Consider the following 12185-nt stretch of genomic DNA (forward strand, 5'->3'; position numbering starts at 1 on the left):
TATGGGACTAGGCATATCATGGAAAAAAGCAGCCATTATATCCGCCGTAGTTCATCTTATTGCTCTCTTTATTGCTGTAATCTTTTTTGTAGTGGTTCCAGCCATTCAAGAAATGGATACCTATGAAATCGACCTCACACAAAGTGTGCTCGATGATGGTGGCAGTGGACATGCTGGTGGTGGCGGAGGTAACAGAGCAGATCTGTTCCCAAAACCATTGTCAGCAGATGAAGTAGCGGCAAGAACAAAGGCTGTTGTAGCAAATGTTGAACCATCTACAGCAACAGATATTCCTGATGCAGTAGATGTGGCAGCTAAAGCAAGTGAAAATAAAGGCAATACATCCGGTGATAATTCCGCTGTTGGTGGCACAGGCCCTGGATCAGGTGGCGGTTCTGGTGGCGGTCATGGTACCGGTGAAGGTACTGGCGTTGGTGATGGTAGAGGCCATGGTACTGGTACAGGTGATGGTACCGGTGAAGGTGATGGTCATGGTACAGGTAAAGCAGCGTTCAATGTAGAGGGCTTTTATGCAGCTGTAGATAGCCAAAAACAAATTCCTTATGCGGCTATTAAGCGTAAAATGAACGTAGATGTTACAATTAATGTAATGGCTAAATTAGATACTAATGGTAATTTAATAGACGTATATCCAACTAGTGGTGGCGATGAAATATTTGTAGAAGCGGCTCTTGATGCAGTGCGACGAGCGACTCCGTATCCAAATGAAACAGGGGATATACAACCAGTAGAAGTTCCTGTACACTTTGTAGTACAGGCCGATGGCGAAGATGAAGAAGAATAAATATATCTAAGTAATAAAGGAGATAAATATGAAATCTATTATTTTATATTCTTCCCTTACGGGAAATACTAAAAGTGTAGCGGAAGCAATGGCTTCCGTTATGCCTGAAGGTACACCTTGCGTTCCTGTAAAAGATGCACCTGAAAATTTAGCTGATTATGATACAGTATTCGTAGGTTTCTGGGTGGATCGAGGCACAGCGAATAAAGAAGCGGCAAAATTGATTGAAACTTTAAAAAATCCTAATGTAGTATTCTTTGCTACATTAGGTATGTATGCTGATTCTGATCATGCGCGTGAAAGTATCGAAAAAGCATCTGAATTATTGCCTAACAAAGAAGCTCTTGTAGACGGCTTCGTATGCCAAGGTAAAATCGATCCTAAAGTAATCGAAATGATGTATAAAATGTTCCCCCCTGGATCTGCACATGGTCAAAGCCCAGAACGCGATGCGTTACATAAAGCGGCGGAAACTCATCCAGATGAACAAGACTTTGCAAATGCAAAAGAATTTACAAAATCTGTACTTGCAAAGTTGCAAGCCTAATTTCTGAAAGGGGATTGGAGTATGAGTTTAGCAAGTTTCTTTGAATCCATTCCGGAGAAACAACGCAATCTACAACTAGGTTTAGAATGCGATAATCCGATGAGTGGTGCATTTCCTCATAAACGTGTTGTACATGCAGGTCTCAATGGTACGCTCGTTTCTCCAAAAGAAACACAAGCCGTTTGGGATTCGTTAATGAATGGCACTCCTAAAAAGGGCGAAATGCAATGCGCTTACATTCATATTCCGTTTTGTAAGACAAAATGCACATATTGTGGCTTCTTCCAAAACGGTACGAGTCAAAGTGTTGAAGACCAATATATTGATGGTCTTATCAGTGAATTAAAGCTCGCTAGTGAGCGTTCGAGATTAAAAGATGGTTTGATCCATGCCGTATTTATCGGCGGTGGCACACCAACATCTTTATCACCTACAAATTCTGAAAGATTGCTCAAAGCAATTAAAGCGTACTTGCCGTTGGCAAACGATTATGAGCTTACCTTAGAAGGTCGTATTCACGATTTGATTCCTGAAAATCTTGAAGTTTGGATGGCAAACGGCGTCAATCGTATGTCCATTGGCGTGCAATCTTTCAATACAGAAGTACGTCAAATGGTAGGCCGTTTAGATACGAAAGAAACCGTATTAGAACGACTAGCTGCTTTGAAAGCTTATGGTCAATGTTCTGTTGTTATTGACTTGATCTATGGTTTACCTGGTCAAACTATGGAGGTGTGGGAACAAGATTTAGCAGATTTGGTAAGCTCTGGCGTAGATGGTGCGGACTTATATCAATTAAATGTATTTGATGGTAGTGATCTCAATAAAGACATTACAAACGGCAAAGTTCCAGCTGCAGCCACAACAGCGATGCAAGGGGATATGTTTGAATTTGGTCGTAAATACCTTGATGAACGTTCCTATCGTCGATTGAGTGCCGCTCACTGGAGTGCTAATAACCGTGAACGTAGCTTGTATAACACTTTAGCTAAATCGGGCGTTCCAATGTTCCCATTTGGTAGTGGTGCAGGTGGTAACGTCGACGGTTATGGGATGATGTTACATCGTGCATTAAAACCATACGAAGATATGGTTACCCGCGGTGAAAAACCATTTATGGCCCTTATGAAACAAAGTGATTTACAACCTATCGTAAACCGAGTAGTAAGTCAATTAGAACAAGGATTCCTCAATATTATGAGCTTAGTAAAAATGGATTCCAGATTAGATGAATTGAACTGGCTCTATAAATTATGGGAAAAACGAGGTCTTGTTGCCTATAATGGATTGCTTTATAAATTGACTGATGCAGGTGAATTCTGGACTGTAAACCTTACGCAAAGTACATTAGAAGCTGTTGAATATATCATGACTGGTAAGAATTCCTTCGCTATAGAAGCAGTAGCAGCACAAGATACAAAAACAACTTCTAAAGAAAATCCTAACCAAGAGGTACGTGGCATTGGCCAGGGTAAAGCCAATATCTCTGTACCAACTGACGAAGATTCCGAAGCACAACGTAAAGAGGCTCTTATTACTAAGGCTAAAGCTGAAATTGCTAAGAGCGGTGCTTCTGGCGAAGCAGCAGAACGAATGGTACAAGCTATGTACAATTTAAGTGCTGATGAGATTGAATATATGATGGAACGTATGATGTCTTAAACTGTTATGTTACACCTTAATTCTAACAACCTCTCCCAATAACCAACATATAATATACAAGACATATTACGTGACATATACGTGCTCTCTGTAGTACAAAGTAGCCCCAGACTGTAGTCTGGGGTTTACTTTTTATAGAGCGAAAGGTATTCTGTAGGTATAAGACTTAAATGACTTTAAAAAGCATAGCAATAGATGTATAGGAATAGATGTATAAGTCTATAAGGACAATAAAAATCTAATTGCTGTTAAAATCATAAAACAATAAGTGAGATAGTAAATCTATAAGATGTGAAGTGATATTGCTTGTATAGCTGATAAAAGGCTTAGGAGGTTAGTATGAGTACATGTCCTCAAAAAGAAATAGATATATTAGGTATTGGGGCTAGCACATTAGACCGCTTCATCGTTGTGGATCATTACCCAACGGGACGTGAGGTACAACAAGTTGTATCTTCTACCACCGATGGTGGAGGACCTGTAGCTACAGCATTAGCCGTTGCAGGTAAATATGGTGTACGTACGGCCATGATTGACAGTATCGGTGACGATATGGTGGGGCGTCATATTTTAGATGATTTCAAAAAATATAATGTTAATACTGATGCTATCCACATTGAAAAGGGGGAAAAGAGTGGCGTTGCTACAATCCTAGTAAAGCATAGCACTGGCGAGCGTGCCGTATTTTTTGAACGCTCTACTGCGCCAGAGCCAGTATTTTTAGATACTCATAAGCAATTAATTAAAGAAGCTTTCATTTTACATGTTAACGGACGGCATCGACAATTCATGTGTTCTGCCATGGCGTTAGCACAAAAGGCAGGTACTATTATCTCCCTCGATGGAGGTGCACAGCGCTACGATGAAGAGATGAAATCTATTACAGAGTCAAGTCATATTACTATTGTTGCTCGTGATTATGCTGAAAAATATACGGGCACTACTAATTTAGAAGAAGCTTGTCGTATCATTCATGACCGTGGTGCTCTTATTGCGGGGGTTACGGATGGCGCTAATGGTAGTTATTTTGTATGGCCTGATGGAACTTTCTATCGTTGTCAGGCATTCCCTCAAGAATATGTAGTTGATACAACGGGGGCCGGAGATAGTTTTCATGGTGCATTTCTTTCAAAGCTTGTTACATTATTAAGAGAGTTAGCCCCAGTAGAAGGGTTAGAGACCTCTACATATGCTATAGATTTATTACAACATTGTGGACATTCTGATTTAGAAAAAGCTGCTATTTTTGCGTCCGCTGTAGCAGCTTTAAATACGCAAGGGATTGGTGGTCGTAGCGCTTTACCAAGTTTACAAGTTGTATATAAGTTAATGGGATTGGAGTAAATCAGTATGTGGCACGATATTTCCCATTCTCATGTACAACGGTACATGCAACAAAATCCCTATCGATTATTAGCGTTTAGCTTTCTAGGCGTCATGATTATAGGAACAATATTGCTTATGTTACCGATGGCGAGTGCTCAGGGGCAAACGACGGCTCTTGTAGATGCCGCTTTTACCGCCGTATCTTGTGTTTCGGTAACAGGGCTGACCACTGTAGATACTTATTATCATTGGTCTTTATTTGGTAAGATTGTAATGGTTATCCTTATTCAGTTAGGTGGGTTAGGAATTGTATCTTTCACGACCATAATTGCTTTGCTTCTAGGTAAACGAGTAGGCCTTAAAAATCGTGTGCTTTTGTCCGAGGATGTTGGACAGGAGGGTATGACTGGTTTATTACATATTACGAAAAAGTTAACGCTTTATACCTTTGCTATTGAAATTGTGGGAGGCATAATCTATACGATTCAGCTATATCCCTATATTGGACAGGCTGCATTGTATACCGGTATCATGCAAGCTATTTCCACCTTTTGTAACGCTGGATTTGTATTTTTTGATAATGATCTACCTTATGCCATGGTAGGGGACATATTATTTAATATCAATACAGCAGTACTAATTGTTATCGGTGGTTTTGGCTATTTAGCGGCCTTTGACATATGGTCACACCGTAAGGTGCGACGATTTGTTGACTTAAAACTTCACACTAAGATTATGTTAGTAGGCACAGCGATTCTTATCCTATTAGGAACTATCATTTTTTTAGGTGTGGAATGGTCAAATCCAAAAACCTTTGGGTCATTACCGATTTGGAATAAAATAATGGCCTCTTTATTTCAAGCGATTACGCCGCGTACAGCTGGGATTGCAACGGTTGATTATAATGCATTACATCCAATTACCTTGTTTGTTACCATTATTCTCATGTTTATTGGTGCGGGTCCGAACTCTACCGGTGGAGGCGTTAAAATTAGTACCGTAGCAGTAACCATACTTGCATCGCGTACCTTGTTTAATAACCGTCCAGATACAGAGATTTTTGAACGTCGTATTTCATTAGTAACAGTGCTTAAAGCCAACGGAATTATATTTTTATCGCTCCTTCTTATTTTAATAGCCACCTGTTATCTGGCCTGGGATGAGCCTTATGATTTTATTCGATTGTTATTTGAGGTTACGTCCGCCTTTGGGACTGTAGGCCTTACGACGGGAATTACGTCTGATTTATCTGAAAGCAGTAAATGGGTGCTGATGCTTGTTATGTTTACAGGTCGTGTCGGTGTTATGACCGTTATTGGTACATGGGCTCTTAGGACTTCACCAACGAAGCCAATTGGGTATGCAGAAGAGAATGTATTGTTGTAATTGAGTAGAATAGTTAGTCTATCAGGAGATATAGCATGAAATATAAAACAATTGCCGTCATTGGTCTTGGTCAATTTGGTACGACTATAGCCAAGATGTTAGCCTCTATGAGTCATGAGGTTTTAGGTGTAGATATTAATCCAGAAATTGTACAAAAGGTTTCCCCTTATGTAACACATGCTATCGTAGCAGATACTACTGATGAAGAGGCTATTAAAGCCTTAGCTTTGAGCCAATTTGATATAGTTATTGTTGCCATTGGTGATAATATCCAGGCTAATCTCATGACTTCGATGTTGTTGAAAGAAATGAATATGCCTCATGTGGTTTCGAAAGCTGAAAATGCACTCCAAGGTAAGATGCTCAAGAAGATGGGGGTAGATATGGTCATCTATCCAGAATATGATGTGGCACAACGGTTAGCTCAATCGTTGACACGAGAACATGTAATGGATTACTTACAGCTATCTAAAAGCATTAGCCTTATTGAAGTAGATATGCCAAAATTTTTGGTAGGCACCTGCTTAAAAGATTCTAATCTGCGTGAGAAATATAATCTTAATGCTGTAGGCATCAGGCGTGGGGAGGATTTAGAAGTCCCTCCTAATCCGTTTACGATTCTTTCGGCGGAGGATAAACTATTAATCATAGGAAATAATTCTGATTTAGATGCATTAACAGTGTAGTAAGTATACGAAAGAGATATAAATATATCGAAAAAATATGATATAATGAGATAGAATTCAGTATAGGCCATACGTATTCGTATGGCCTTTTTATATAGAAATGAAGGTTATTATGACAGAGGAACAATATATAACGGCGCTGATGAATAACCCACATGGAATTCGAAATATTCCAAATCCTACAGAAGCTATGCAACTTACATGTGTGGGACAAAACGGCATGCTGTTACAATATATTAAAGAACCTACTCAAAAGGTTATTGAAACGGCGCTTTTACAAGCACCACGAGCTATACAATTCGTTGAAAATCCTACAGAAGAATTGTTAAAAACTTTAGTGGAAAAAGATTGGGCAGTTTTAGAATATATCGACAATCCGTCTGATACATTAATTCAAAGTGCATTAGCTCAATCAGGCTGGGCTATTCGCTATATTGCAAACCCATCTGAAGAATTGCAATTAGAAGCGGTGAAGGCGAATTATGATGCCCTACAATATATTAATACTCCAAGTGAGGCGGTGCAGTTACAAGCCGTGCAAGAAAGTTACTTAGCCTTGCGCTACATTGATGAGCCTAGCGTAACTGTTCTAGAAGCAGCAGTAAAGCAAGATCCACAGGCAATGCGTCAGATTACAAACCTCACTAAGGACTTGGCCTTGCATCTATTTAAGGTAAGTGCGGCTATTGTCGGTTATATACCTAATACATTGGGTGTTACAGTAGACGAAATCAAAGCTATAATTGTAGATGCTATTTCCGGCGATACAGTTGATGAAGACTATATACGCGAGTTAATCAACAATAAAGCTATCGGTGGACGTCAATCTAAATGGCCCATCGATTTGTTGTCACTTATAGATGCTTATGGCACCAAAATAGTTAAGAAAATTGCAGTAGGCGAATATTTGAAATATTAGAACGGAGATACGATGAACTTTATAGATACAATGGCAAGCGTTGAATTAGTGCTTGCTGCAAATCAAGTGCCTTTGCTCGTTGGTGAGACTGGCATTGGTAAAACCTCTCTCGCAACGCGTGTTGCAGAGGTACACGACTGGGAATTAGTAACTATCGACGGAAACCTCTTAAAAGAAGGTGAAATCGGTGGTTTACCTACTGTAGAAACGGTGACTCATACGGATGGTCATGGCAATACACGAGATGTGAAAACTACAGTATACGCTGTGCATCATACATTGGAACATGTGGCACAAGCCGTAGATAAAGGGCGTCAAGTATTGTTGTTTATCGACGAAATTAACCGCGCAGAACATGCAGTTCAACAAGAGTTGATGAACCTTATTCTAAACCGTGAAATTAATGGCTTTTCTTTAAGTGATCAAGTGCGCATCATCGCCGCTATGAACCCTGAAGATTCCTTTGATTACCAAACCATCGATATGGATCCGGCACAACAAAATCGATTCGTATGGCTTTATATGAATGCTGATTATATGCAATGGATTGACTGGGCTATTGGTGCTGGTATTGAAGAAAAGGTTATTGAATTTATTTCTTCCTATCCAGAATATTTAAATCAACGTCACGAAGACGATATCGATGCCACACCTCGTTCCTTTGAACGCGTGTCCGGTCTATATAGAATTTATAAGAATCAAGAGGGCACAAGCTATAGTCGCGATATATTTATGAATGTTATCCGCGGTAACGTAGGTAAACTCATTGCGGAGGCTTTTGTAAACTTTATCGAGTCCGATCAAGAACCTCTTATTACCTTTGATGATGTATTAACAGCGGTTCAAAAACCAGGTGCTATTATGTCTATGGCTGAGCAGGTTAAAGGTGAAAGCCCAACTCGCCTTTATGTAGCAGCAAAAAATATGTTGCATCGTTTAAATCGCAATAGCAATGCGCAGGAAGTACATCACTTTGTGGAGTTTTTAACCTTGTATCCAGGGGATTTGCGCGTAGCGGTTATGAAAGATCTTCGTAACACGTATGAGCGCGTTTACGCTTATGCTATTGAAGATGACCTTTTTGTAGATATTTTCTTTGAAGCGCAAAAATAATTCTATGTGTATAGTTAACCAAATCAAAGCTATATATAGATAATCGACTTTAGTAAATTATTAATTATTATGCTAATTGATATATGGCATATGACATATATTAAATTTGTTTTCTAAAGAAAAGGAGGTGTAAATATGCAACGAAACTTAGATAAGGACGATATACGTGATGCATCGGATTTACTGACTCATATCGATGGCTGGGAAAAAACGGGTTCTTATGATGCGAAGGCTATCGAGGCTCTTGATCGATGGCATGCGAAACGAGAGCGCATACATCGCGAAGCAGAGGCTTTGTATACGCAAATATACGCATCTTATGAGGCCTATGTAGATAGCTATGAAGAACAACATCATAGTATGGCGCCTGAACGTATAGCGGCTGATCTTATGAACCATAATATGTCGGATAGCCATATAGGTACTATCGGTCGTGCTCTTGAAGACGTACAAGTGGAGGGGACAGACCTCTCTGTTATGCAGCAAGCCGTAATGACACCGGCCTATGAGCAACGGTTGTGGAATATATTGCATGATGTAAACAGCTTGCTTCTTGAAGAGGACCAATTCTTTGGTTACTTTTACTTACAAATGACTCATCGCATTCGCTTTGATATGGCCAGTGCTTTTGGTATTAATCTTAAACAGGGCGGCTATGTGTTATATGTAAATCCATTTATCTTGTTACGCCAATCGCCTGATGTGATGAAGGATGGTATTAAGCGTGAAGTTCTTCATATCATTTCTGCTCATTTGATGCGGGTAAAAGCACTGAGCCAAGGCTTTCACAAAACAGCAGTCCATATGGCTATGGATATGGTCGTAAACGATTACCTTGAACATGTAGACCGTGATGCGGTAACGGTAGCCAATGTAAATGCGCGCTTTGGTTTGTTATTAAAGCGTTTCCGTACCATTGAATATTATGCGAAGGCTATTGATAAGGTCATGAAAGAAAAACCAGACCTCTTTGTGCCTATTGATAACGCAGATACGGCGGTTGCTATGGAGTTTGACCCTCAAACCAGCCATGATATTTGGGATGAATCCGATTCTATTGATACAGATACGATGGACCAAATCACGGAGCGCTATATCAACGAAGCCTCAAAGGGGGATATGGAAGGCTATGTGAAAAGCCTTATCGATACATTCCAAAAGACACGCCGTGCCTTGCCTTGGTATTTCTACCTTAAAAAGTTAATGGGCAAGGTAGCGAGTGGATACAAAAAAACGACGATGCGTCGTAATCGTCGTCAACCTGAGCGTTTGGAGTTGTCTGGCACATTACGTCAACATAAGGCAAATGTATGGGTAGCTCTCGACATGAGTGGTAGTATAACTGATGTGGAGTTTACAAATGCTTTAGAGCAAGTGCTACAAATCGTGCATGCTTATAACCATCGTATTACTGTTGTAGAATGTGATAATGAAGTACGCCGCACCTATACGATGGAATCCGTGAAGGATGTGAAGCCGCGCCTCGATGTGCGTGGTGCTACAGCCTTTACTCCTGTATTCTCTCTGGCTAATCAAAACCGTGTAGATTTACTTGTATACTTTACAGATGGCAAAGGGGAAGAGCGACTACGAGAGACGCCAAGAGGCTATAAGGTGCTGTGGGTATTGACCGGTGAGAATCCACAATTATCTTTGCATAATCCGTACGGCATGGTTCGTGAACTCGGTTATGTGGGGATTGATGAAACTCAGGATATTGATGAGTTTGTACGTATGGTTAATCGCGGTGGCTTTTCTATGGCTAATCAAGAGCTTTAGTATATTAGGTCGCATGTTTTTTTTATAGGTTTAATCTTGAACCAAAATGGTATACAAAAATGACGCAATCCAGCGGATTGCGTCATTTTTAGGTCTGTGGATCTTTTATTAGTTGTTAAGCTCAATAGAGGAGCCTGGATCGATAATGAGTGCTGTTTGGTTATATTTGCCTTCTACAAGACTTGTAAATACACCTGGTTCACGGTCGATAACAGGCCATGTTTTGTAGTGAATTGGAATGGAAATACGCGCTTTTACATAAGAGGCAGCAAGGGCTGCATCTTCAACCCCCATTGTGTAATTATCACCGATAGGAAGAAGTGCGTAATCGATTTCACCAAAGCGATTTAATAATTTCATATCGCTAAAGAGTGCTGTATCACCAGCGAAGTATAGGATATCTCCGTAGAAATCTACAATACAACCTGCAGCGTGACCGCCAGGGATGCCAGCGCCATGGAAGGCAGGAACCATTCGAACAGAACCGAATTCAAAGTCGAACTTGCCACCTAAATGCATGGCGTGTGTACGACAACCGGCAGCTGCTGCTTTACCCGCTACCTCAGCCGTAGAGATAACGAGGGCGTCATTTGCTTTGGCAATAAAATCTGTGTCTCCATAGTGATCATCATGGCCATGACTGACAAAGATATATTGGCATTTGATATCTTCTTTTTTAGCGATATCCCATGTATTACTGGTCAAGAATGGGTCGAAAATCATGGATACATCGCCACGTGTGAGCATAAAGCAAGCGTGACCAAAATAAGTTAGTTTTGTTTTCATAGGAACACTTCCTTCCTTGTACATACAATTCTTAATTCTATTGTATAATATAATAAATGAAAATAAAACTATTGGTGATAATTTATACATAATTAGTAAGGATATATTATGGATTTAACACATTTTGATCAAGATGGTAATGCTTGGATGGTAGATGTATCAGATAAGGATATTACAACTCGTACTGCTGTGGCAGAAGGCTTTATTACTATTAATGATGCAATTTATGAACGCATTGCAGCGGGAACAATAAAAAAAGGGGATGTTCTTAGTGTGGCTCAATTGGCAGCTATTATGGGGGCGAAACAGACGAGTAATCTCATTCCCCTTTGTCATCCGTTAGCATTAACTAAGGTTGAGGTGCATTGTACTCTTGTTGATGGTGAAAGTCCAGCCTGTACGGATTCTACACATAATCGTGCTGTTAAGGTTCGGGCTACCGTAAAAACGACAGGAAAGACAGGTGTTGAAATGGAGGCACTTACGGCGGTTCAAGTAGGACTTTTAACAGTCTACGATATGTGTAAAGCTATTGATAAGGGGATGATTATAGGCCCTACATATCTTGTAGAAAAAGAAGGCGGGAAAAGTGGACATTTTGTCCGTTCCTTTGTAGAATAATATAGATATAAAGAATAGGGGATTGAAAATGGAAATAGTACTTTATGAGCCTGAAATTCCAGGCAATACAGGAAATATAGCGCGTTTATGCGCCGCCAATCATATGACCTTACATCTGATCAAACCCCTTGGCTTTTCTATTGATGACAAGCATGTAAAACGTGCTGGCCTTGATTACTGGCACTTGGTAGATGTACAGGTACATGAAAATATTCAAGAATTATATGAGAAATATCCTGATCGTAGATATTTCTATGCCACTACCAAAGCAAAGCATACTCATTCCGAGGTGAAATATGAAATCGGTGATATGCTCGTTTTTGGGCCTGAAACAAGAGGGTTGCCTGAAAGTTTATTAGATGGTAAAGAGGATACATGCATTCGTATACCCATGGTAGATGAAGCACGTTCTCTGAACTTATCTAATGCGGTGGCGATTATAGCTTATGAAGGTATGCGTCAACTTGATTATCCAGATCTTAAGGCTGAAGGCAATTGGATTCAATCTAAATAAATAGACTTTCATAATTGAGAAATATATTATACGTATGTGTT

The 12185-nt window shown here is 40.0% G+C and carries 12 protein-coding genes; 11 read left to right on the top strand and 1 reads right to left on the bottom strand.

Going from position 1 to position 12185, the window contains the following annotated elements:
• Window position 1 precedes the first annotated feature (1 nt).
• The 9 genes from E7L28_RS00165 to E7L28_RS00205 all read left to right on the top strand — a co-directional run bounded on the left by E7L28_RS00165 (window position 2) and on the right by E7L28_RS00205 (window position 10223).
• A complete protein-coding gene (locus tag E7L28_RS00165) occupies window positions 2-805 on the top strand; it encodes an energy transducer TonB (RefSeq protein ID WP_004696671.1) in 804 nt (267 codons plus the stop codon).
• Window positions 806-833: 28 nt separating this feature from the next.
• On the top strand, window positions 834-1352 hold the full coding sequence (locus E7L28_RS00170) for a flavodoxin family protein (protein WP_008601576.1): 519 nt from the start codon (window positions 834-836) through the stop codon (window positions 1350-1352).
• Window positions 1353-1373: 21 nt separating this feature from the next.
• Window positions 1374-3014: a heme anaerobic degradation radical SAM methyltransferase ChuW/HutW gene (hutW, locus tag E7L28_RS00175; RefSeq protein ID WP_008714421.1), complete on the top strand. Its 1641-nt coding sequence runs from the start codon at window positions 1374-1376 to the stop codon at window positions 3012-3014.
• Window positions 3015-3353: 339 nt separating this feature from the next.
• Window positions 3354-4358, top strand: coding sequence for a carbohydrate kinase family protein (locus E7L28_RS00180; RefSeq protein ID WP_316691728.1), 1005 nt, complete (start codon window positions 3354-3356; stop codon window positions 4356-4358).
• 6 nt (window positions 4359-4364) lie between these two features.
• Window positions 4365-5726 carry a TrkH family potassium uptake protein gene (locus E7L28_RS00185; protein WP_101928806.1) on the top strand — a complete coding sequence of 454 codons (1362 nt, stop codon included), beginning with the start codon at window positions 4365-4367 and terminating at the stop codon, window positions 5724-5726.
• 35 nt (window positions 5727-5761) lie between these two features.
• A complete protein-coding gene (locus E7L28_RS00190; RefSeq protein ID WP_101928807.1) occupies window positions 5762-6412 on the top strand; it encodes a potassium channel family protein in 651 nt (216 codons plus the stop codon).
• A gap of 112 nt (window positions 6413-6524) precedes the next feature.
• On the top strand, window positions 6525-7331 hold the full coding sequence (locus E7L28_RS00195; protein WP_205112547.1) for a hypothetical protein: 807 nt from the start codon (window positions 6525-6527) through the stop codon (window positions 7329-7331).
• Between the two features lie 12 nt (window positions 7332-7343).
• Window positions 7344-8444 carry an AAA family ATPase gene (locus E7L28_RS00200; RefSeq protein ID WP_118091656.1) on the top strand — a complete coding sequence of 367 codons (1101 nt, stop codon included), beginning with the start codon at window positions 7344-7346 and terminating at the stop codon, window positions 8442-8444.
• A gap of 135 nt (window positions 8445-8579) precedes the next feature.
• On the top strand, window positions 8580-10223 hold the full coding sequence (locus E7L28_RS00205) for a vWA domain-containing protein (RefSeq protein ID WP_316581605.1): 1644 nt from the start codon (window positions 8580-8582) through the stop codon (window positions 10221-10223).
• Between the two features lie 108 nt (window positions 10224-10331).
• Here the strand turns inward: E7L28_RS00205 and E7L28_RS00210 are convergent, their stop codons facing one another.
• Window positions 10332-11009, bottom strand: a complete 678-nt coding sequence (locus tag E7L28_RS00210) for a metal-dependent hydrolase (RefSeq protein WP_287518934.1) — start codon at window positions 11007-11009, stop codon at window positions 10332-10334.
• A gap of 108 nt (window positions 11010-11117) precedes the next feature.
• Between E7L28_RS00210 and moaC the strand changes: the two genes are divergently transcribed.
• Window positions 11118-11630 (top strand): cyclic pyranopterin monophosphate synthase MoaC, encoded by a 513-nt coding sequence (gene moaC / locus E7L28_RS00215; protein ID WP_278604428.1) that lies wholly within the window; start codon window positions 11118-11120, stop codon window positions 11628-11630.
• 28 nt (window positions 11631-11658) lie between these two features.
• Window positions 11659-12144 carry a tRNA (uridine(34)/cytosine(34)/5-carboxymethylaminomethyluridine(34)-2'-O)-methyltransferase TrmL gene (gene trmL / locus E7L28_RS00220; RefSeq protein WP_004696651.1) on the top strand — a complete coding sequence of 162 codons (486 nt, stop codon included), beginning with the start codon at window positions 11659-11661 and terminating at the stop codon, window positions 12142-12144.
• Window positions 12145-12185 lie beyond the last annotated feature (41 nt).

The organism is Veillonella parvula (assembly GCF_032575955.1).
Taxonomy (GTDB): domain Bacteria; phylum Bacillota; class Negativicutes; order Veillonellales; family Veillonellaceae; genus Veillonella; species Veillonella parvula_J.

Coding starts and splice junctions, on each gene's coding strand:
- E7L28_RS00165 (WP_004696671.1), top strand. CDS start 2: ATGGGACTAGGCATATCATGGAAAAAAGCAGCCATTATATCCGCCGTA.
- E7L28_RS00170 (WP_008601576.1), top strand. CDS start 834: ATGAAATCTATTATTTTATATTCTTCCCTTACGGGAAATACTAAAAGT.
- hutW (WP_008714421.1), top strand. CDS start 1,374: ATGAGTTTAGCAAGTTTCTTTGAATCCATTCCGGAGAAACAACGCAAT.
- E7L28_RS00180 (WP_316691728.1), top strand. CDS start 3,354: ATGAGTACATGTCCTCAAAAAGAAATAGATATATTAGGTATTGGGGCT.
- E7L28_RS00185 (WP_101928806.1), top strand. CDS start 4,365: ATGTGGCACGATATTTCCCATTCTCATGTACAACGGTACATGCAACAA.
- E7L28_RS00190 (WP_101928807.1), top strand. CDS start 5,762: ATGAAATATAAAACAATTGCCGTCATTGGTCTTGGTCAATTTGGTACG.
- E7L28_RS00195 (WP_205112547.1), top strand. CDS start 6,525: ATGACAGAGGAACAATATATAACGGCGCTGATGAATAACCCACATGGA.
- E7L28_RS00200 (WP_118091656.1), top strand. CDS start 7,344: ATGAACTTTATAGATACAATGGCAAGCGTTGAATTAGTGCTTGCTGCA.
- E7L28_RS00205 (WP_316581605.1), top strand. CDS start 8,580: ATGCAACGAAACTTAGATAAGGACGATATACGTGATGCATCGGATTTA.
- E7L28_RS00210 (WP_287518934.1), bottom strand. CDS start 11,009: ATGAAAACAAAACTAACTTATTTTGGTCACGCTTGCTTTATGCTCACA.
- moaC (WP_278604428.1), top strand. CDS start 11,118: ATGGATTTAACACATTTTGATCAAGATGGTAATGCTTGGATGGTAGAT.
- trmL (WP_004696651.1), top strand. CDS start 11,659: ATGGAAATAGTACTTTATGAGCCTGAAATTCCAGGCAATACAGGAAAT.